General features: G+C 60.6%; 15 protein-coding genes. 1 reads left to right on the top strand and 14 read right to left on the bottom strand.

Features of this window, described 5'->3' with window-relative positions:
* Positions 1-18: 18 nt before the first annotated feature.
* The 10 genes from JOD69_RS19940 to JOD69_RS19895 all read right to left on the bottom strand — a co-directional run bounded on the left by JOD69_RS19940 (position 19) and on the right by JOD69_RS19895 (position 16,376).
* A complete protein-coding gene (locus tag JOD69_RS19940; protein WP_086132893.1) occupies positions 19-894 on the bottom strand; it encodes a transposase in 876 nt (291 codons plus the stop codon).
* A 119-nt stretch (positions 895-1,013) separates the two neighbouring features.
* Positions 1,014-2,585: a c-type cytochrome gene (locus tag JOD69_RS19935; RefSeq protein ID WP_086132894.1), complete on the bottom strand. Its 1,572-nt coding sequence runs from the start codon at positions 2,583-2,585 to the stop codon at positions 1,014-1,016.
* A gap of 128 nt (positions 2,586-2,713) precedes the next feature.
* On the bottom strand, positions 2,714-3,325 hold the full coding sequence (locus tag JOD69_RS19930; protein ID WP_086132895.1) for an SCO family protein: 612 nt from the start codon (positions 3,323-3,325) through the stop codon (positions 2,714-2,716).
* A gap of 13 nt (positions 3,326-3,338) precedes the next feature.
* Positions 3,339-5,570 (bottom strand): Ig-like domain-containing protein, encoded by a 2,232-nt coding sequence (locus JOD69_RS19925; RefSeq protein WP_077732151.1) that lies wholly within the window; start codon positions 5,568-5,570, stop codon positions 3,339-3,341.
* A 5-nt stretch (positions 5,571-5,575) separates the two neighbouring features.
* Entirely contained in the window at positions 5,576-6,079 is a 504-nt protein-coding gene (locus tag JOD69_RS19920) for a hypothetical protein (protein ID WP_139840968.1), read from the bottom strand.
* A 24-nt stretch (positions 6,080-6,103) separates the two neighbouring features.
* On the bottom strand, positions 6,104-7,987 hold the full coding sequence (locus JOD69_RS19915; RefSeq protein WP_086132897.1) for an Ig-like domain-containing protein: 1,884 nt from the start codon (positions 7,985-7,987) through the stop codon (positions 6,104-6,106).
* Positions 7,988-8,003: 16 nt separating this feature from the next.
* Positions 8,004-9,317 (bottom strand): multicopper oxidase domain-containing protein, encoded by a 1,314-nt coding sequence (locus JOD69_RS19910; RefSeq protein ID WP_086132898.1) that lies wholly within the window; start codon positions 9,315-9,317, stop codon positions 8,004-8,006.
* Between the two features lie 16 nt (positions 9,318-9,333).
* Entirely contained in the window at positions 9,334-10,557 is a 1,224-nt protein-coding gene (locus JOD69_RS19905) for a multicopper oxidase domain-containing protein (RefSeq protein ID WP_168183691.1), read from the bottom strand.
* 66 nt (positions 10,558-10,623) lie between these two features.
* Positions 10,624-15,621, bottom strand: a complete 4,998-nt coding sequence (locus JOD69_RS19900; RefSeq protein WP_086132900.1) for a hypothetical protein — start codon at positions 15,619-15,621, stop codon at positions 10,624-10,626.
* 368 nt (positions 15,622-15,989) lie between these two features.
* Complete coding sequence (locus JOD69_RS19895) at positions 15,990-16,376, bottom strand: response regulator (protein WP_168183692.1); 387 nt, start codon at positions 16,374-16,376, stop codon at positions 15,990-15,992.
* 201 nt (positions 16,377-16,577) lie between these two features.
* Here JOD69_RS19895 and JOD69_RS19890 point away from each other — a divergent pair, with 201 nt between their 5' ends.
* Entirely contained in the window at positions 16,578-17,237 is a 660-nt protein-coding gene (locus JOD69_RS19890; protein WP_086132902.1) for a response regulator transcription factor, read from the top strand.
* A 67-nt stretch (positions 17,238-17,304) separates the two neighbouring features.
* Here the strand turns inward: JOD69_RS19890 and JOD69_RS19885 are convergent, their stop codons facing one another.
* The 4 genes from JOD69_RS19885 to JOD69_RS19870 form a co-directional block, all read right to left on the bottom strand.
* Complete coding sequence (locus JOD69_RS19885; RefSeq protein WP_168183693.1) at positions 17,305-18,498, bottom strand: PAS domain-containing sensor histidine kinase; 1,194 nt, start codon at positions 18,496-18,498, stop codon at positions 17,305-17,307.
* A 223-nt stretch (positions 18,499-18,721) separates the two neighbouring features.
* The gene (locus JOD69_RS19880; RefSeq protein ID WP_205780943.1) at positions 18,722-18,886 is read right to left on the bottom strand and encodes a hypothetical protein; all 165 of its coding nucleotides are present in this window, start codon (positions 18,884-18,886) and stop codon (positions 18,722-18,724) included.
* 277 nt (positions 18,887-19,163) lie between these two features.
* Positions 19,164-19,703, bottom strand: a complete 540-nt coding sequence (locus JOD69_RS19875) for a sugar transferase (RefSeq protein ID WP_086132904.1) — start codon at positions 19,701-19,703, stop codon at positions 19,164-19,166.
* A gap of 275 nt (positions 19,704-19,978) precedes the next feature.
* Positions 19,979-20,842, bottom strand: a complete 864-nt coding sequence (locus JOD69_RS19870; RefSeq protein ID WP_168183694.1) for a PFL_4669 family integrating conjugative element protein — start codon at positions 20,840-20,842, stop codon at positions 19,979-19,981.
* Between the last annotated feature and the right edge of the window lie 42 nt (positions 20,843-20,884).

The raw sequence follows: 20,884 nt of genomic DNA, 5'->3' as shown, positions 1-20,884 counted from the left end.
CACTCGCTTAAATGCGAATTAAGGGCTGTCCGGCCACTGGTTCAACAGGAACATGGCAGCCGCGAGGCGGCCGAAGACGTGAACGAGGAGTCCCCGCGAGGAACGGACTTTGCTGGCCGCCTCGATACCGGTTTTCGCCTGAATCCAGTTAAACAGCGCTTCAATGGGTTGGCGAACCCGCGACACGGCCGTGGAATACAACCGGTCGGCGGCATCGAGATGCGCCTGTCCCGGCGTCTTTCGCACCGGCGTGAAGACCGTGAACGGGAGCGAGGTCTGGCGCGACAGGTATTCGTAAGCCTTATCGGCAAACAGATTTCGATAGCCCAGGCTCGGGGCAATCTGTTCGAGCACCGGGCCGTCGTTCAGGTTCGCCGCCGTCAGCGCGATATAGCGGGGCCGGGGTAAGGTGCCCGGCCGCTCATCGCCGATCACGTGGATTTTCACCCCGTGGTAGTAGAGCGTCTTGGTCGGACAATAGCCGCTCGCCGCCAGGTCCTTGGCAACCTTGGCGGTATACCGCCGGGCCTGCTGGGCCAGCACCGCCTTGAAGGAATCGGCGACCCCGATCGGGGTGGCGGGCGCGCCAGCTGGACTCCAGCGTTCCAACAGCGCGGGAAACACGTCGGCGAGCCGATTCAGGCGCTGGACGAAGCCGCCGTAGCTGGGCAGATGCGGAAACCAGTCGCGCCAATAGCGGTCGGCATGAGTGTAGAGAGTTTTGATTTCGCGCTGCTTCTGCAGGATGCCAAACAGATAGAGGGTGATGACCTCTTCATCCGTAAAGCGCAGATCGGCATACGGTGCGAAGCGTTGGATATGGATCCAGAGCTCGCGGCGATAGAGCTCGCATACCGTCAGATACACCGTAATGAGTTGGGTTTGCCAGTCCATGGTCGTGTCTCCAAGGGGTGTTGCGGCCCCCCCTCAGGAGACACCATCGGGCTGGCGCTTGCTCAATTAGCCCTTAATTCGCATTTAAGTGAGCCTGCGTTCGACTACAGAACCTCGGATCAAGGAACGATCCAGCGGCTGACGGGTACCAGTGTCTCGTTCCTTTCCACATCAGGCTCGACCAGATAAGCGCCGTTCGATGCGAAGCGCCGGCCGGTGCCGAGGCTCAAATGCGGGTAAACCGACGTGGCTATGGTCGTATCCACTTCATGTTCGATCTTTTCCACGAAATAGTCACGTGAAAAATGATCGACCATATGCATCAACGCGGCTCCCGCCTTGGTCACGGCAAAATAAGTGTTCGCCTGAACGCGTTCGTCGATGGGCTCGAGCTTCCTACGCTTCAGCCACGCCTTGAGTCGCAACAACCGCCGATCAAGCGCCTCCGGTAATTCGAACGGATAAACGAAGCGAATTTTGGTTCTCGAATCGGCCGCAAGGAAGGAGGACGCTTTGTTCGACAGGGTTGAAGAAAGATAGATCCGGTCGGGGGCCAGTACAGACGCGGCCAGGCTCTCCAGGCCTCTCAAATCCGAATCTCGGAGCCAGAGGACGAGCAGAGCAGGGTGCTCGCGTTTCAGAAAAGTGCGCCAAAAATCCGCGGTCGGTTTGGCGGCTGGGTCGAGACCGACATCCCGGACCCTAGCGTTTCCGTTAGCTTTCATCGCCTTCCGAAAGGCGTCGGCGGGGATTCTGCCGGTTTTGTCGTTGCGGAAAATCTGGACGATAGGACCGGGCAGGGATCTCTCGGATGCTTCGCTGAGATGCCTGGCCAGTACGTCCGCCTCGAGGGTCACGCCGCGAGAAAAGTAGAAAGCGTAATAGCCGTTTTCGGAGAAGACGGGAAAGTCCACGTTCGGGAACAGGCAGGGAACTTCGTGCCGCTCGCAAAAATCATGGACCGGCTGCCAAGCCCCCGCCCCGATCCCGCTGAGCAGCGCAAAGACCGGCTGTGTGCGGTAATAGGCCTCGAGTTGAGCGCGCCAGGTTTCCGGACGCCCCGTCAACGTCCACAGGTGTAGCCGCCACTTTCGGTAGGCCTTGTATTCACGCTCCATATCCCATGGGGCACGCTCGGCCCGCAGGGTCTCGCGTCGTGTTTCGGCATTCTTGTTCCGAAAGAAAGCCTCCAAGACATCTAGCATTGCCTTTTGTTTCGCCGGCTCCGCATCCTCGGTCGCTACCGTCGCAAAATGAATCGTTTGATCGTTGACTCCGGGAGATGGGGCCGTCGACAGCGTTTTCAAATAAGCGATCAGAGCGTCGGACTCGGTCCGGGTCAACGTATAACGCGGCATGGGCGGGTTGAGTCGGCGTCCCGTCATGTCGATGCCGGTTCGGAGGGCTGTGGCGAGCGTTTCGTCCGTGTACGCGGGGCGGCTCAGTGCGCTTTGAGACCCGGAGCCATGCATCTTCGGGTGAGGGGGGTACGCAGGGTTATAAAGCGAAGGTCCGGTGATCGGCCGCGCGACGGCTTGTCCCTCGCCGGAGCCGAACCCGCTGCGTCCATGGCAATTGACGCACGCGGCGCGGCTCCCCGTCAGCGTCACATCGTCCTGAACCAAGGCATGCAGGGGACGCCCGGAAGGAAGAACTCCTTCGCGATAGATTCGCTTGCCCCATTCGACCATCCCCAAGTTTATCCCAATGGTCTGCGTTGGTGTGGCAGCCGCAGATGCGACACATGAATGGACCGCAAGAAGCGTCAGCAAGCTTCCTTTCATGGCGTCGATCGGGCGGCGTTGCCGTAGCGTGAACATCACTTGGCCGCGACGTTGTCCGGAGCGAGGGTCAAGAAGTGATGGAGCAGGGTGTCGGCGCTCACCAACCCTTCGAAACGGAGCCATCGCGGGTCGTGGGGAAAACGCATGAACGTCAACGCAGGGTGATAGGTTTTGCCGCCCCGGTAGGCGTCGAAAGCCTTCTGAACGGCGAGAACGCTGGCCGCATCGCCGGTAAGAAAACGCCAATCCGGACCCGCGCCGAACTCTTGGGCATACTGCCTAAGCGCTTCCGGCGTACCGTGCTCCGGATCGATGGAGATCGAAATCAGGCGGAATTTTGCTCGCTGGCGGGTCAGCTGCGCCTGAAGCTTGGACAGGCGCGCCGTGGATATCGGGCAGACCGTCGTGCAGCTGGTGAAGACGAAATCGAGGACGACCGGCCTATCGATATCGAGCTGGGAAGATAAGGAAACGCGCCGGCCGCCCTGATCGACCAGCGTGATTTCCGGAATCACGTACGATAAGCCGGTCTGAAAGGAAATGGAAGCAGCCCTATCGTAAGAGCCCGCATCGCAGGGAGCAAACGCCGTCCCCGCCGTGAGAAGGAGGCAAACCGAAACGAGGCGGCGACAATCTGTTCCGTTCATGTCCTTTGCCTCCTCACCGGGTGACGTTCACCGTAACGGTAGCCGCATTGGATTCGGCGCCCCGGTTGTCGTTGACCGTGTACCTGAAAACCTCCGTGCCCGTGAAGCGCAGCCTCGGCCTGTAGGTGATCGTGCCATCGCCATTGGCGACGGCAGACCCGCCTTTATCGGGTTTCGCGGAGATCGTTACCGTCGCGGGATCGAGGCTGCCGTCCGGATCGGAATCGTTGGCCAGTACGGCAATGAGCTTGCCGGTGTTTCTGCGCGTGGTTGCCGAGTCGTTCGCCGCCACCGGGGGTTTATTGGCGGCCACGGTGATGGATACCGTCGCCGGCGTGCTCGACGATGTGCCGTCATTGGCTCGATAGGTAAAGCCGTCGGTGCCGGTGAAGCCGACGGCCGGCGTATAACTGAAGCTGCCATTGGCATTCAGGTTCAGGCTTCCATGGGCAACGCCGCCGGCCAGAACAGCGTTGAGCGAGTCGCCGTCGGGGTCGCTATCGTTGCCGAGCACGCCGGGCGCGGCGATCGAGAGGGTCCCGCCCTCGACCGTGCTGTAGGCATCGTTTGACGCGACGGGCGGATCATTAACGTCGGCCACGTTGATCGTAAAGGTCTGAGTCGTGGATAGCCCGCCGAAATCGGCGACCTTCACGGTCACGTTGTTGGCGCCCACTTGATCGGCGTTCGGAATCCAGGAGATAAGCCCCGTCCCGCCATCGATGCTCATGCCCGTCGGCGCGCTGTCGAGCGAAAAAATCAACGTGTCGCCATCGGGGTCGCTGGCCGTTACGGTATAGGTGTATCGTTGCCCTTGGGTGGCCGTCGTCACCGGGGTCGAGGTAATTGCAGGCGCGTGGCCGCCGCCGGGCGGATGATCGAGCAGGTAATCATGCGCGGCCTTGGCATCAATCAGCCCGTAGCCGTAGCTGTTGTCGGCACCGGACTCGCCCAGGTCTTGGGCGGATTGCCGCAGGGTCGATTCCAGGACCGCTATGCCCGTATTCGGAAACGCTTCGAGCAGCAAGGCCATCGTGCCCGCGGCATGAGCAGCGGCGTAGGACGTGCCGGAGACGGTGGCGTAAATAGGCAGCCCGCCGAACGACAAATCGCTGGTGTTGACGTCGACACCGGGAGCGCTCAATTGAGGATAGATGCCGCCATCGCAGGCCGAAGCCCCACGGCTGCTGAAATTCGCCACGACCGATGTGTCGTCCACCGCACCGCTCGAAAAGGCTTCGGGATTATTGGCCGGACTCACGCTGCTCGAAGAGATCGGACCTTCGTTCCCGGCCGAGAACACGAGGCCGATACCCGCCTCCCTGAAGACCTGGATGTCGTTCGCGAATTCGAGGACACACCGGTCCGTGGTGCCTTGCAAGCCCCACGAGGCAGCGACGACGTCGGGCGCGTCGGACGTATCCGGGTTGCCGTCCGGATCGAGCAGCCACTGAAAGCTCAGGTGGATATCGCTGAATTGCGCCTGTCCGGCATCGTCGAACAGTTTGGCCGCGATCCATTCGGCCCCTGGAGCGACGCCTATGGCCGTGCCGCCGGCGCTCCCTCCGACCATGATGCCCATGGTCTGGGTGCCGTGTCCGTGGCCATCGTAGGGGGTGGCGTGCTCGCCGTGCGGGTCGTACCAACTGTTCGCGCCGCCCCGCCAGCGACTGCCGAGGTCTGGATGATTCGCATCCACTCCGGTATCCATGTTGGCGACCACGATCCCACGTCCGGTGTGCTGCATCGCCCATAGTTCCGGAACATGGATGACGTTTAGGTTCCATTCGGGAGCGGCCTGAGTGCCGGCGCTTGCCGTCGGCGCTTCCAGCGTCTGGTCGAGACTCATGCGCTCGACCTCCGGCCGCCTGGCCACTTCTAGAACCGCTCTCCCTTTGGCGGCAAACGACATCCCGTTGATCAACCAAAGCTGCCGGACGCGCTGAGCCCCCTGGCTTTGCAAAAAGGCTTTCAGCGATTTCTGGCTTTGATTCGCCTTGGCCTTGAGCGCTTTGGTGATTTTACTTCTGCGGAGCCGTTTGTCCTTGTCCTTGAAGTCGCCTAACTCGACTCGGTCGGACAGTGTAACGATCACGGCGATGGACTCATTCGGCTTTGCCGTTCGCAAGACCGCATCGAGCCGGGGATCGATGGCGCCGGCGTGCGTGACCGGGCCGGCAAAGGTCGCGAGCAGTAGAATCGAGACGGTGCGATTGACTGGTCTGCGGAGATTTGAAACACGCATCGCGATCACTCCACGACCAGATTTTCTGCTCTGAAGTCACCAATCACCACCGTGACTTTATCGCCGGCTTCGATTTGTCTGCCGGGATTCGCGAACAAGGCGAAGTAGGTTCGGTTCTCCAGGGGAGCTGCGCTGGTCTGGCGCAGAAAGCCGACGGTCGGCGCGGTGGGCACCAAAAGCCGGCTGCCGGTCTTCTGATCCACCACGTAGGGGTTAAGCGTCCGGTCAGCCATCGGAGCGGCCTTTCCGGCATCGATGATACGGTAGCGGAAATCGAGCATATTGCCCGCCGCCGAAAGTCTGATGCCCAAGAGCCGGATGCCCCACCGTTTCTCCAGCTCAGTCGGAATCTCTGCAACCGGTTTGAGCCCCCGACCGGCGACCCCCGGCGCGGAATCGCCCGGCCATCGGGCAGCGATGACGGCGGCACAACTCATGACGACCAGCATTCCCGAAGCGAGATAGCCGATCCGATAGCGACGCACAGAAACACGCCCCTGTGTTCTCATGACACTCCTCCCATGAATCATTTCCTACCGCGTGACATTCACCCGAACCGTCGCGACGTTGGACGTTGTGTCCAGGTTGTCCCTGACCGTGTAGGTAAACGCGTCGCTACCCCTGAAATTGAGTCTCGGCGTGTAGGTCACCGTGCCATTGGCGTTGGGTGTTGCCGTGCCGCGCCGGTTGGGCTGGGTCACGATGGTGACCGTGCTCGGGTTGATACTGCCGTCCGGGTCGGTATCGTTGGCGATGACATTGATAAGCACCGTCGTATTCGTTCTGGTGGTCGCCGTATCGTCGCGCGCCAACGGCGCCTGATTGGGATTGACCGTGATCGAGACGGTCGCCGGGGCGCTCGTGCTGTTGGCGGCCCCGCTGCTGTCCCGCGCCTGATAAGCGAACGTCGCCGTACCCGTGAAAGCGGCGGTCGGGGTGTAGGTAAAACCGCCGTTCGTGTTGCCGGTGACCGTGCCGTTCGACGCCGTGCCGAAATTCACCGCCGTGAGCGTATCGCCCGCATCCGGATCGCTGTCGTTAGCCAGCACCCCGGGGGCCGCGATATTCAGCGTTCCACCCTGAATCATGCTGTACGCGTCGTTCCGCGCCAGCGGCGGATCGTTCACGGGGGTCACGCTGATGCTCACCATCGCTACATTGCTGCTTATGCTCCCGCTGATGGCTTTATAGCTGAAGCTGTCGATGCCCGAGGTATCGGCGGTCGGCGTATAGGTGAACGAGCCGTCGGCCGAGAGGCTCAAAGTGCCCTTGCTGGTGGTGCTCACCAGCGCGGCGGCGAGCGGCGATGGCCCGGTATCGTTGCCCAGTACGCCCGGGGCGGCGATCGAAAGAGGCGTATCCTCATTCGTCGTATAGGGGCCGTCGTTAGCGGCAACCGGCGCGCCCGGCGCAGCCGCGCCCACCGTCAGGTAAGCCAGCATGCCGCCGCCGGGCTGCATGCCGTTGGTCAGATTCAGCCTGCGGTCGTAGATCGCATATTGGCCGTCCTGGCCCGGGGTCGGAGTAAGCATGGCGTCCAGCGTCTTGGCGGCGGGCAGCATCGCCGAGTACTGAGTCTTGACATAAGGGTAAGGATGGCCGTCCTCGGCCACCAGTTGCATGTCGAGTCCCTGGAGTACGGGAACATGCGTCTGCAAGCCGGCGTTCAGGAATCGGATCAGAGTCCTTTCTCCCGCTGCCCCGGCTGAAAACGGCGGCGGGCTGTTCGCGTCGTACGGCTCGCCATTGATCAGGAAGTATTTTGGCTTGTAATCGATCGTGCTGGGATAGGCGGGACCGCCATAGGTGCCGCCGGCAACGGCGGCATGCAGCGCCGGGTCGATTTCGCTGTAGAGCAGCATGATTTCGTTGTCGTAGTCGACGTTGGGATAAGCCCGTCCGCCCGCATCGTCTTTTTTCAGCCCCCCGTACAGCCCCATCTGCACCTGCACCTGTGGGTGGGTGCCGCTGTGATAGAGATAAGTCCCCGGCCTGAGATTGGTCCAGCGATAGGTCTTGGTTTCGCCGGCCGAAGTCTGGTCCGTGAACGAACGGACGCGCGGCCTGCCGTTGGCGTCGTTGACCTTGACCGGCGCCATGCTCGCGATTTGCCCCGGTATGACGATCGAGACCGGCTCGGGCAATCCATTGTTCTTTAAGTAAACGGTGAGGGTTCCATCGCCCGGCGGGACCGTCAGCGTCGGTCCCGGCACGGTCGCGGGGTTGCCCGAATCGAATGTTTCGTTGTCGAGCGCGAATCCCCACATGGGTATCGTCGCACCATCCGGCATCATCACGTCGACCGTGTCCGCTCGCAGCCAGTATTCCGCGCCGAACGCCGAACTCCAGGCGATCGCCAGCACCGATAACGGCGGGAGACGCATACCGGATACCAGTTTCCATTTTTTGCTGCTCATGATTTCGTTCCCTCGATCAAGGAATCGGCACGCCGGGTGGCTCGATGATCACCATGGTCATCATCCCCCCCGGGAATATGTCGTCATTGGTAAGCTCCCGCTCGGTATGGGAGTGCCACATGTGGAAATAGCCGGCATTGAGGTTCTTGCCGCCCGCACCGGGAGGCAATATTCCGAACTGTCCCAGATATGGGCTGCCGCTCCAGAATTCGCCAATCGTCACGGCGAGTTGGGGATCCGGCAACGCGACCGGAAGCGGCTTGCCGTGGTCGGGCGCGTATTCGTTCGGCTGCAGGGGATCGCCCGGCTGGTGCCCGTAAATGTCCCAGCCGAGCCCTTTTCCGGTCCATTCGAAGATCGCGTCGTAGGTTTCCCCGGGCGCCGTCGTAATGGTGTAGTCCGAAACCGCGAGATCGGGCCCCGTCCCGGACGCGCTTTCCAGCAGCCTGCCGTCGCGGGCGATCAACCATGAGTTGTTGCCGTGATGATGGAACGGATGGAGGTCGCGGCCGCCATTGATGATGCGAAGCAAGAGTTTTTCGCCGGGATGCATCCTGGGCAAGCAGTTATAAGGCTGCGTCGGTAGCCAGGGCGTTTCGTTGCCCGCTTTCAGCATCGTGTCGGGATTATTGCGTCCGTTAATGAACCAATGCACCGGGTGGTAAGCCGCGGTGTCGATCTCGGACCGACGGCCGGCCTCGACCAGCCTGTGAATGGTCGGATCCATCTCGCTCAGCAGGAACAGGTATTCCTGATCGAAAGCGCTGTCCGGGTGTCCGTAGGCCTGGTTGTTCGAATTGGGCCGAACGATGAGCGCGCCCATCAGCCCCATCTCGACCTCCAGGTCCATCCTGGTGCCGGCGTGATAGAGATAGGTTCCGGGGCGGGATGCGGTGAAGGTGTAGGTCACGACCGCTTCGTTTTCCGGTGTGGCCGGGTTGTCCGCGATATCGGCCTCACGGGTCAACAATCCCTCCTTTCCGCCGCCGGCCGTGACGCCCTCCTGTCCCGGAAACACGATGGACACCGGCAGGGGCGCGTCGGCGCCATGCGGCGGCAGCGCGTTGTGCAGCGTCACGGTGACGACGTCGCCCTGGTTAACGATCAGAGTCGGTCCCGGATATTGCATGGTCCCGTTCCCGTTGGCGTAGCCCCAGGCGAGGATGGTATTGCCGTCGGCGGTGCTGATGTAGTCTTCCTTGGCGGTGAGGTCGAAGGTCGGCCCGGTAATGCCGTCGATCTGGGCGATCGCCGGATGCCCGAAGATGCCGAGCAATAGCGCCACGGAGGCCACGGAGAGTCTTTCGAGTATGCAAGCTGACTGGTTCATGGTCCTGCTCCTGCTCCTAATTGATCACGATCTCGGTCATCATCCCGCCGTAATCCTCGGTGTTGTTGCTCAAATAATTGAGATTGGTGGTGTAGAGGAAGTAGGTTCCGGGTGCGATTCCGCGAGTATCGATCAGAACGTCAACGGCCTCGCCCCCGCCCAAGGTGATGGAGCTGGTATCGTAGTAGAGCGTCTTGCCGGTCGGACCGCGCAGGATGTGGGCGCCGGTTCCCACCACGGTCATCGGGAGCCCCAGCGCCGCCACGGTGTAGAAATTGGTGACATTGAGATTGGAGATGCGCAGCAGGATGCGTTGTCCGGCGCTCGCCGTGACCAGCGAGGAAACCTTCTGCGACTGATTCCCGTTGTTGGCGCTTTCCCCGGTTTCCGGATCGATGGGCGTCGGCAACTGGGCAGGGTTGACGGTGTCCGGATAGCCGCGCCCGTTGATCATGGGATAGGTGTCCTTCATGTTTGCGAAAGGCAGCGGCTGTATTTTCAGGTGGAGATCGTGGAAGACGGGGTCGAATGAACCGAGTTGCAGCGGAAATTCCACGTCGTACCCGGTCGAGCCGTCGCCGTCGTTGTAGACGAATTTGGTGTAAGTCTTTCCGTCGTAGGTCTTGGAAGTGCCGTCCTGGCTCGGGTGCACGTATAGATTGCCGAGCATCCCCATCTGCATGTGTTCCGCCGCCTCGACGTGACAGTGATAGATGAAGGTGCCGGGTTCCACGATGTTGTAGTAGTAGGTGAGCGATTCGCCCTGGTTGACGGCGATCGAGCCTTCGGGAACGCCGTCGAACACGGACGCGGCATTGGGAAACCCGTGGAAATGGACGGAATGGGGATCGAACAGGTCGGGGCGTATCGCCAGGGCAACGTTGGTGAGCGTGAGGTAAAACTCGTCGCCTTCCCTTAGCGAGATGGTCGGTGCCGGAAAATTTGCCGCCAGCAGCCCGGTATCGATCACTTGGTCGGACGGGACGCCGGTCACGTCGCTGAAGCCGAAAATGTATTGCAGTTTCTCGATGTCGTCGCCCATCCGGATGAAGCCGTCACCGGCCGCGAGATGTTTGCATACGGCGCGAGGATGATTGGGATCGGGATTGTCTATGACCGCGTCGCCGTTGATGTCGCCCGGACACTGGACGTACACGCCCGCGTGGGATGTATGCGTTAGGGCACAGGCGATCGAGGCTGCCAGCAGCCTCACGGGCATGCGAAGATCGGACGTATCCATGATTGCCTCCTCCATGGGGTCTGGGTGTGCCGCCGGGCGTCCGCCCGGCGGGATTGGCGAGCTGAATCAGGGCAGGTGATAGTCCCCGAAGGGTTCGCCCGTGGCCGGATTGAACAGGGTCAGCGGACCGAAGTGCACATCGATGAAGTTGCCGCCTTCGTCGAAGGCCGGTGCCGTGGCCAAGGCCGTCGTGACTTCCGGTTGCTGGATCGTCTGTCCGGGCGAACTGTTGAAGTACGAGGCCAGGAAGCCCGGATTGTTGGTGTTATTGGGAGTGAGGAGACCTCCGGGATAGCTGCATCCCTCCGGCCCGCTGAGCGAGGTCAGCGTGCTGGCCCGCGGATTCAGACAGGCCGTGCTGGCCGTTCCGAGGACCGCCAGATCGTGGAATACCGCCCCGGTGACGCCATCCGCCTCCACCGCCGGTCTCAGGCCGAAGCTGGCCGGGTCGGTGCTATTGTCGATCTCCCAGAAGAACGATCGGTTCCGCCACACGATATTGTTCAGGAGATCCGGATTGGAGAAGACACCGTACTGATTCCTGGTCAGAGCACCGAACGCGGCCGCTAGCGCGGTGCTGTGGGCACGCGAGACGATTCCGGCCGGTTGCGCGTTGGACCGGTTCGGACTGCCCGGACTGAAGGCCTCGCCGGCCGTCGCGGTGCTGTCGTTGTGGGCGATCGTGTTGTGGAAAATTTCGATCCGGGCAGTATCCTGCATCGAAATTCCGCCGCCCGCCAGTCCGGCGATGTTGTCCACGATCCGATTATTTCGGATTTGTATTTGGTACCATCTGCCGGCGTTATTTCTTGCCGCCAGAACATCCGCGCCATTGACGAAAAGGGTCCGGATGCCGCCGCCGTCGCCCGCGCCGGCCATATTGCCCTGGATCAGGTTTTCGTCCACGGTCACGTTACCCGCGCCGGCGCTCAGTTCGCCCGCGGCCAGGGCGGGCAGCCCGCCGATGAAGATGCCGCCGCCGGAAGCGTTCTGTCCCTGATTGAAGGTTTGGTTGAAAACGACGGTGTTCCGGGCGATCAACCCATTATCCACCAGCCTCGAACTGCTGAGTCCCAAATGCGCGATGCCGCCGCCGTCTCCGGTGGAGAAGTTGCCGCACACGAAGTTGTCGGTCACCTCATAGTTTCGCGATCCCGTGGCGACGGTGATTCCACCCGCGCCAAGACCGCCGCTGGCGCCGTTTTCGACCACCTGGTTGTGGTGGATGCGGACGTCATAGTTCTCGTTGTCGGTATAGGTGGTGCCGTTGATTAATTGCGGGTTCCCGATGCGGATTCCGCCGCCGTAGATGCCGTTATTGCCGATGATGCGGTTGTTGCTGATCTCCAGATAGCGGGCATAGCCGTTGACGAATATTCCGCCGCTGTGGTCCGCACCGGTGATGGTGAAGCCGTCGATGCGCGCCCTTTGAGCCGCGGGGCCCGAGGCAAATTCGCCGACGTTGGCCACCACGGTAATGCCCGCGCCTTCCTCGGTGTTGAACAGTATCGGCTCGTTGTCCTGGGGATCCGGCGGACCGGCTTCCTGTCCCGGCAGCAGACTGAACTGGTTCGTGTCGAGAAGCTCGGCGAGCTTGTTTCTCCAGTTTTGCAATTTCTCGGACGGGAACTTGGCCGCGTTGATGATGGTTGACCCGGCTCCCCAGCCCTGGAGGCGAACCTTCTTGTGCATGATCGGCAGTTCGTCGTATTCGCCGGGAGCGACCGTGATCAGCGCGCCGTTCGGGGCCGTGTCGATCGCCGCCTGGATGGACTGTCCGGCGTTCACGACGATCGGGGCCGCCCCGCCGACGGTGACGGTGACGCCGGTCACGGAGAATGCGCCGCCGTTGGCGCGGGTAACGACCAATTCCCCGGTTGTCGTACCTTGCGGGACCCGTACGACGATCTGATCGTCGGTCCAACTGCAAGCCGGCGTACAGTTCGTGAAGGACAGGATCGTGTTGCCGATCCATACGGAGCCCTGTGCATCGCCGAAACCGTGGTCGCGCACGATGGTTTTCGCGTTGGTGCCGTCATAGGCCGGATTCGGCACTTCGACCAAGCCCATCGAGCGGATGATCAGATACCGTCGGTTATTCCCCGTGTTGCTGATTGGCGTGGGTACGTAAGGGCCGACGTTGGCGGTGCCGGTCACCGAATAGATCATGGGCGTGTGAATGGGCTGCTCGCAATCGAGCGGAAACTTGTCCTGCGAAGCGAACGCGGCGATGGGTAGCACCGGGGTATCCAGATAAGTGGTCTTGCCCGGCATGTACTGGAAGGTGTAGCAGAACTGGCTGTACCTCGGGTTGTAGTAGGGGTCCAATGTGTGTCCGCCGGGATTGTTCGGATCCGGCATGGTTGGCGAGTTCATGCACGCCGTCAGCATGTTCGGCGCCACCCCCGAGGGTATGGGCGGATTGATGGTGAACGTGGAGGGCACCAGGGCGTTGAACCGGCCCCACTGGTCCGCGTGCACGCGGTTGATCTCGCGGCCGGTCCAGTCGCGAATCGAGACCGGAAGGTAGGGTGGGGCATATTTCTCGCCGAACGTTGGCGCGTTCGGGTCGAACTCGTTCGACAGATCATCCAGTATCATGCCGACCATATGCCCCGCAATCGGTACTTCGGTGAACATGAAAAAATCCGCCGCCGCATTCTGGCCCTGAGCGACGCGAACCTGCTTGCGATCACATAGAGGCCGTGTCTGCCCGGCGTAGGCTCCGGGCACGCCCGGAAACAGACTCAGCTCGGCCGGTACCAGGTGCGGGTCGCCGACGCACACCGGCGGCAGAAGCAAGGGGCTGGGCGTGTATTCGTCGCCGAAGTCGACGTTCTTGTCCTCTTCCTTCTGATGCTCGTAGCCGGGCGGAGTGACCGCCGCGACGATATAGGTGCCGGCCGCCAGCTCGGGTTTTCCGGCAGGACCGCCGAAGGCATAGCCGCCATCGAACAGGGCGGGCCGCACCTGGTTGAAGTTGCGGAGACCGTCGTAGCAGTCGGTCGGCTGGCCTGTGGACGAGAGGAAAATATCGCCCTGGCAGCCGGCAGGCAGGTTGTCGTCCCAGCTGTCGGTGGTGGTGAAATCGACCGCGTCGCCCAAATCGAAAGTCCCGTTGGAATTACGGTCGATGTCTTCAGGCCCCTTGGCCGCGTTGCCTTCACTCCAGCCGAACGGATAGTTGTCTACGTCGGCCAGCACGAAGGTTCCGGGCGCGCCGAGGGCGGAACAGTCGGGCTTATCGATGACGCCGTCGTCGTTGCAGTCCCGGTAGAGATTGACCTGCACCCTCGGAATGCCCGGCTCCCAGTTCTCGGCCGCGGCATAACGCGGATCATCCTCGGCACGAGTGGTCGGATAATGGACAATGCCGCTCACGCCGCCGTTTTCTCCGATCGGATAGACTTGTTTGCCCCAGTCGATCACGCTGGTCTGGCCGAGAAAGCCTTGTATGCCTTCCAGCAGCACCGGTCCGGCTTCCGTGCGCGAGAGATTGTGGCCGGTGTTCGGATTCACGAGTTCGTTGCCTACTGTGCACCCGGTTTCAAAGGCGTCGGCGGCGGTGCAGAACTGCGGTTGAGGATTGAGCTTGCCCCGCGCTTCGGTACTGGCCGGTATCGCTCCTCCGGCGTCGACCGTGACGGTGGCGCCGGTCGCCTTGAAGCGGGCGAAATCCACTTCCGCGACTAGCCAGTTGAAGAAGGGAAAGATTTCCTCGAAGCCGTACGAACCGTCCGCTTTTGTGGGGAAGGACTGGTAAATGCTGCCGTCGCGGAAGCGGAGGTTAACGGCCTGGTCCGGCATGCCGACTTCGCCGTCGTCGCGATAACCGTTGCCGTTGGCGTCGTAGAACACACTGCCTTCCAGTCGGGAAAACCAGTCGAACACCGGCACTTCCACGAGGTCGCAGCTTCCGTCCGGGGTATTGCAGCTACCGTCGCCGTTCACCGTGACGCCGTGCGAAGCGAAGATGATATCCAGAGCCTCGTCCCAGACCACCAACTGATAATTGCCGGGCGGGACATTGGGAATGGAGAAGCTGCTGTCGGCATTGCAGGGTTGAGCGAAGATGGCTTGGCCTTCGCCGACGGCGAGGTCGTTCAGGCCCACCCAGCAGTTGGGAAAGGGGTGTCCGTTGTAGAACGGGAATTCCGGCGGACGCGAGGTGTGCAGGTTGACCACCCGACCGCTAATGGTGCTGCCGCCGGTGAGCACCGTCGTATCGTTGATCTTGTTGACGAAGCCGATGAAGACATGGTGCCCAGGCGGCCCGAATTCAGTGAAGAAGGGCGGTTCATTCGCCTTGACCCAGGCATCGATCCCTTTTGTGCCCTCGATCGTGCTTGTCTGGTGCCAGTCGGAACCGGTCGGCGGTATGGCAAAGAGGGTGTACTTGGCGGGCACCAGATTCTTGATGAGGGCCACACCGTTGGCATCGGTCTGGATGGCGCCGAGCGGGTTTCCGAACGCATCCTGGGTGACCTCGCCTCCGGACTGGCCATAGGTTCCGCCTGCTTCGTAGACCTTGATCGTGAAGCCGGCCAGTCCCTGTTCTTCGGGCAGGTCGGGGGCGTTGTTGATGGGGCGGTTATCGTTGAAGACGAACACCGAAATCTGCGCGGTGGGTATCGGCGACCGATTGACGTAAACGGTTACCGCGGACTGGCCCGGCGCTATCGGAGCGCCCCCTATGGTGTAACCGGGATTGGTGGCAGCGGAATCCGGGAGTACGGAAACGAAGTAGCGCTTGCTAGGGTTCAGAGGAATGTTCGACGCATTGTCCTGGTTGCCTTTGGCCACCAGCGGCATATAACTGGTATGGAAGCCGAGCGCGAGGCTCGTTCCCGGCTCGGCGGGCACGCCCGGTTGAGAAACCTTGGTGGCGTCCTCCTCGATCAGCCAGCGGAAACTGCCCACCGGACTTCCATCGGAACCGACCACGGTGATGTCGACCGCCTGGACATCGAGATGAACGGAAAGCCCGAGCACCAAAGCAAGAAAAAGCACACAGCGCTTTGCGCTTTTGATCGACGCGTCACGACACGAAACTCGAGCGTTCATAATCCTCCTCCTTGTGAGCGCGATGTCTTTTTTTTTTGGGCGAGCGCCAGCGCGACGACCCTTCGCTCGGCGTCCTTACCTGGCGTTGGAACTAGCGTACTGAAAGGAGGATGAGTAAGAACTACAGCGGATACTGTATTCGGTAGCTCGTCGATACTGTAGTCTGAATGAGCAGATAGGGTAGAGGCCGGTGCGGGAGACGCGCCAAGAGCCGAATGACAGGCGACTGCGAGGGCTAGGAACCCGAGACTCTCGTGATCCGGAAGTCAGCGGCCGGTCGTACCGGTTCGCAACGCTGAATCGTTCGATGGGGCGAGTCGCAAATCGTTCTTTGTTTGACCGGACTCGGGGCAGCTACGAGTCAGGGACTAGATCGGCGGCGAAGAACTCGAGCCCGGAAGATAAGACTCGACCAGCCTTGAAACCTCCGCGGCGCTTGCCGCATCCTTGGCCAGGAAATAATCCGCGCCGCACGCCGAGGCGGCTTCACGATACTCGACCGCGTCGTAGCTGGTCAGAATGACGATGGCGGGAGAATAAATTGTCTTTATCTTGCGGGTCAGTACGAGACCGTTTTCGCCGGGCAGCTTGATATCCATGAAAATAAGATCGGGCCGCGCGAGATCGATCGTTCTCATCGCCGATGCGCCATTTTCGGCTTCCGCGATAGCGAAGTGCGCGAACTGGTCGCACAAGAAGGCTTTAAGAGAGCGCCGAAAAGAGGCGTTGTCATCGACAATCAATATTTTGCGCACGGTCGCTGGGTTCCTTGATAAAAGCGGAAAGCATTCATTCCCGTGCGTGACGAAGAGGCATCCGGCCGAATCATCGAACACGCCGCTTACCCGGTTATTTGACCGTACACGCTCGTATTGTTTCAGGCACTAAGGATTTTTGCTTATTTGGTTCGCGCGCCCAGCCGTAGAAGATCAGCAAAAACAAAGTAGCATCGCGCCATGGAAGAAAAAAAACGAATCTGTATCGCCGAGGACCACACGATTTTGCGGGAAGGTTTACGGGTACTGTTGTCGCAAGATCCTGAGTTCGAAGTCGTCTGCGAGGTCCATGATGGCCTGGAACTCATTCGCCGCTGCCGCGACGGCATAGCGGATCTAATCTTGCTCGATCTTTCCATGCCCAGGCTGGGCGGCTTGGAAGCGATCCTGGAAATCAAGAAACGTGTATCGCAGCAGCTGAAAATCCTGGTACTCACTGTGCACGACGTCGAAGAATACATCCTCGCAGCCCTGAGATCCGGGGCAGACGGCTATGTTTTGAAGGATGCCACCCATGCGGAATTACGTATCGCGATTCGCAGCGTGTTAATGGGGAAAATTTATTTAAGTCCGAGTATTTCCGGAAAAATCATAAAAGCCTATCTGCAAATCAAAAGTACGGAAGAACCTCGGTCAACCTGGGGCAGCCTGACCCATCGGGAGCGAGAGCTCCTGAAATTGATCGGTGAAGGCCACAAGAACAAAGAAATCGCGCAATATCTGCATCTCAGCGTGAAAACCGTGGAAACCCACCGCGCGAACTTGATGAAGAAGCTGGATCTCCACAGTGCTGCGGCGCTGACCGCCTATGCGATAGAGAAAGGGCTGGTTCTGCGATAGACAACGACACGCGGGTTGCGCGGGGCGGCTTTCCAATCTGCGCCGCCATGCGGCGGTCACGAGTCTTCTACTCGGCCCAGACCGCGCGAACGATCGTGCCGATGCCGGGCGCGGAATCGATGTAGAAGGCCCCCCCGGAACCCTCGCACCGTTGGCGCATGCTAGCGAGGCCCAGGCCGCGTTGCCGTAATTCTCGTTCCACGGTCTCGCTGACGTCGAATCCCCAGCCGTTGTCGGTGACGATCAACTCGACTGCGGTGTCGATTTTTCTCAGGCGAAGGACGATCCGATCGGCTTTGGCGTGTTTCGCAACGTTGTTCAGTGCTTCCTGAATGATCCGATAGATCGCGGTTTTTAATCCGCCGGGCACATCGCTTTCCTGCAGTTCTATTTGTTTTTCGACCGTGATGCAGGCATAGATGTCCTGAAAAGTGCGGCAGTGCCAGCTCAAGGTCGCAAGAAGCCCCAGATCGTCCAGAATCGCCGGCCTCAAGTCCATCGAGATGCGCCTCACCTCGGAAATGGCCTCCTGGATGACAGGGATAACGGCTCGCAGGGACCTCTGGCCGGATGCGATCTGATTGTCTTCGAGCAGCGCGTTGACGTTGTCCAAACTGAACTTGATGGCGCTGAGGTACTGTCCCACGGTGTCGTGAAGCTCCGAGGCGATCCGCTTGCGCTCTTGCTCCTGAGCGCCGAGAAGCTTTGCGGACAAGAGTCTAAGCTCATGTTTCGACTGCCAAACGACGTCTTTCAGCCGTTTTTTCGGGGTAAGGTCGATGACGTTCCCCAGGATGGCGGGAGATCCGCGATGTGCGATCAAGATCTCGCTCCGTCTGATCCAGATCACCTTGCCATTTTTCCTGATGCCTCTCGCCTCATGCACCGGTGGTATGGCGGCCGCTTTCTGCGAACGCCGATGATCTAACTGAAAAAGTTTCCCGGGTGACATACCGATCAGTTGATCTTTCGGATAGCCGAGGATTTTGGCCAACTTTTCGTTCGCATAGACGACTTCTCCATCCTGAACGATGTAGATGCCGACGAGCAAACAATCGTCGAAGGCATGCTTAACCGCCGCATGCGGCGACGTTTCCGACGTCTTGCGGGTATTGGTTATATTCCGTGGATAGTCTTTGGCGCCGAAAATTTGCCGATAGGGGTAGGGGAGGGAGCCGCCAGCGTGCTGAACCAAAAGCCCTTGATGCACGGTCTCGACCATTCGGCGAAACCATTCGACGGCCTTTTTCCTTTCGATCATCCCTGCTCTCCGCTCGAATTCATAAGATATTCTGACAATCAGCGGATTCGGCATTCCGCCAATAGCGCAGTTCCATTAACTCCGGACGACATCCTCTCCGGATCGTTCCAACTGGTGTTCTAGGCGGAATATAAACGAAACTTGGACAATCCGGCTACTCGCATCGGCCGGTCCGATGCCGTTTCCGCCGCGCCCTCCATAGTACCCTTTGCTGTTCCTTGTGCTAGAACGCCTCTTCCCATGGCTTGGATAGGACCATGGCCGAATGAATGATCCCGACCATCGAATAGGTTTGCGGGAAATTGCCCCACATTTCGCCGGTTTGCGGGTCGGTGTCTTCGGGCAAGAGTCCCAGGTGGTTGCGGCAGTCGAGCATCTCCTCGAACATCGCGCGCGTCGTCTTTTCGGCCGATGGCCGCCAAAGCGCTGATCATCCAGAAAGTGCAGATATTGAAGGCGTTTTGCGGCGCGCCGAAGTCGTCCGATTCCACGTATCGAATCGAGATTGGATCGCGGCCCGGACAGGATTGAACCCGACCGCCGAGTCACTGCCGATCGCAAACATGCCTGCGCCAATGGTCGGCGGCCGATCCTGGGCGGTCGCGCACCAGGGGCGGGCAGTTCGAGAACGCGTGTCGGCTCATACAGAACCCGTTCATGAACGATCAACGACGTCCCAACCAGGCTTGAACGCGATTCTTTCCAAACAGGTTCATTGCGAACGACAGCAGTATGAGCACAAGATCGCCGCATAGCGAGTGGCTGTGCGCATAGCGTCGGTCGAGGAAGGCGCTGACGCGCCTCCCCTTGCCGCGACCGAACACCTGTGCCGTCCCCGTGATTCCGGGGCGCAGATGCCATCGGATCTCATGGGCCTCGGTGACCCAGCCGAGCCTGTCGATATCCTGCCTTGTCAGCGGTCTGGGACCGACAATACTCATCTGACCAAGCACAACGTTGATGAACTGCGGTAACTCATCCAATCCCGTGGCTCGCAGCCATTTCCCGATCCGCAGCACGCGCCCATCGCGCATGCTCCGGAACTTATAAATACGAAAAGGCAACTTGCCCCGTCCGACCCGCTCCTGAGCGAAGATAACTGGCCCGCCGTCTTCCAGCAGGATGCTCATCGTGATCCACAGCATGAGCGGTGTAAAAATCACCAGTGCGACCAGCGAGAGAACGATATCGGTCAGCCTTTTCATGGGGCAGCCGTCTCGGACTCGGCGTTGTCGGACACCAGCGTGACAGGGGATAGCACCCCTTCGAGCAACGGCAGCATGAGTCCAAGCTTCTTTGCCCTGATGATGTAATCCCACAGCGGCTCGAATTTCTTCCAGCCCGTTGCATAAAAGAAGTGCTTGAGCGAGGCATGCCGTGTGCCTGCTCGTGCGATCGCCCCCTACCCGTAAAAGGTAATAACTCTTAAGGGTTACCTTTAGGGGGAATTCCGCGCCATATCACGGTACGGTTAAGACGTTTATCCGAGTTCCCCCTGTGCAGCCTGCACACCGCCACGAGGCGGTCCGTCGGGTTCGCCGATGTCGTTTGCCTGGGCTTTCTGGGTGATCTTTGGCTTGACCCGCCGCTCCGGAGACGGCGGCGCCTCGGGCTCGGACGGCGTCGGAACGGACGTCGACTGAGACCTCGGTCGGATAGCCGGGGCATGCCGTGCTCGCCTTTCGCCCTCGACGACGTCCTGGGGCAGTTCACCCATGAGTGCCCGGGCACGGGCTGCCGCCTGAGTCATCTGGCGAAGATCGTCACGGGTCACGCCGGTATAGCGCCAGGCGGTGACGAGCTGAAAAGTCCGACGGATGGCCCGGCCGGCGCCGTTGAGCATTTCCTGCGCCTTGTCCCGATCGATGAGACCGACGTGGCGGGCGGTCAGGACGGTGCGAGCAAGCTCATCGTAATCCGCAATGAGATACGCCCCCATGTAGCCGTAGGGATTCGAGAAGCGCAAGGGCACTTCGATGGGTTGCAGGGAATAGGCGAGGTCGACGCGGACGCCGTCCATGCCCGACAGGATGCGACGAAGCTCCTTGGCTTTCTCCTGAATGAACGCCCTGGCGGTCTGAAGCTCGTCCTCGATTCGAAGCAGGGTAACGTCGGCGTAGGGGTCGTCCTGCTCGGCGGCGAGCCAAAGCATCCGCATCCGGTTGCCGAACGCCAGAAGGCCGACGATCGCCGTCGTGCCGCCGTCGGCGGTGCCGGATCGGCCGGTCACCAGTTTCTGCGCCTGGCGGGTCTGGACGCAGAGTACGGCGTCGCTCCGTAGGGGCGCGGGGCTTGGCGATTCCTGGCGGGCGATCGGTCGGTCAGGGGTGGTTGGGGTGGTCATAGCCGCTCCTTTCGGGTCAGTCATACGAGTCGGTTTCAGTTC

Source organism: Methylocaldum sp. RMAD-M (assembly GCF_017832375.1).
In the GTDB taxonomy this organism is placed as follows: domain Bacteria; phylum Pseudomonadota; class Gammaproteobacteria; order Methylococcales; family Methylococcaceae; genus Methylocaldum.
Note: the sequence above shows the minus strand (reverse complement) of the source record. Positions and strands in the feature narration are given on the sequence as shown.

What these genes read in the sequence shown, in the direction of transcription:
- JOD69_RS19940 (WP_086132893.1), bottom strand. Translation starts at nt 894, where the DNA reads ATGGACTGGCAAACCCAACTCATTACGGTGTATCTGACGGTATGCGAG.
- JOD69_RS19935 (WP_086132894.1), bottom strand. Translation starts at nt 2,585, where the DNA reads ATGGTCGAATGGGGCAAGCGAATCTATCGCGAAGGAGTTCTTCCTTCC.
- JOD69_RS19930 (WP_086132895.1), bottom strand. Translation starts at nt 3,325, where the DNA reads ATGAACGGAACAGATTGTCGCCGCCTCGTTTCGGTTTGCCTCCTTCTC.
- JOD69_RS19925 (WP_077732151.1), bottom strand. Translation starts at nt 5,570, where the DNA reads ATGCGTGTTTCAAATCTCCGCAGACCAGTCAATCGCACCGTCTCGATT.
- JOD69_RS19920 (WP_139840968.1), bottom strand. Translation starts at nt 6,079, where the DNA reads ATGAGAACACAGGGGCGTGTTTCTGTGCGTCGCTATCGGATCGGCTAT.
- JOD69_RS19915 (WP_086132897.1), bottom strand. Translation starts at nt 7,987, where the DNA reads ATGAGCAGCAAAAAATGGAAACTGGTATCCGGTATGCGTCTCCCGCCG.
- JOD69_RS19910 (WP_086132898.1), bottom strand. Translation starts at nt 9,317, where the DNA reads ATGAACCAGTCAGCTTGCATACTCGAAAGACTCTCCGTGGCCTCCGTG.
- JOD69_RS19905 (WP_168183691.1), bottom strand. Translation starts at nt 10,557, where the DNA reads ATGGATACGTCCGATCTTCGCATGCCCGTGAGGCTGCTGGCAGCCTCG.
- JOD69_RS19900 (WP_086132900.1), bottom strand. Translation starts at nt 15,621, where the DNA reads ATGAACGCTCGAGTTTCGTGTCGTGACGCGTCGATCAAAAGCGCAAAG.
- JOD69_RS19890 (WP_086132902.1), top strand. Translation starts at nt 16,578, where the DNA reads ATGGAAGAAAAAAAACGAATCTGTATCGCCGAGGACCACACGATTTTG.
- JOD69_RS19885 (WP_168183693.1), bottom strand. Translation starts at nt 18,498, where the DNA reads ATGATCGAAAGGAAAAAGGCCGTCGAATGGTTTCGCCGAATGGTCGAG.
- JOD69_RS19880 (WP_205780943.1), bottom strand. Translation starts at nt 18,886, where the DNA reads ATGTTCGAGGAGATGCTCGACTGCCGCAACCACCTGGGACTCTTGCCC.
- JOD69_RS19875 (WP_086132904.1), bottom strand. Translation starts at nt 19,703, where the DNA reads ATGAAAAGGCTGACCGATATCGTTCTCTCGCTGGTCGCACTGGTGATT.
- JOD69_RS19870 (WP_168183694.1), bottom strand. Translation starts at nt 20,842, where the DNA reads ATGACCACCCCAACCACCCCTGACCGACCGATCGCCCGCCAGGAATCG.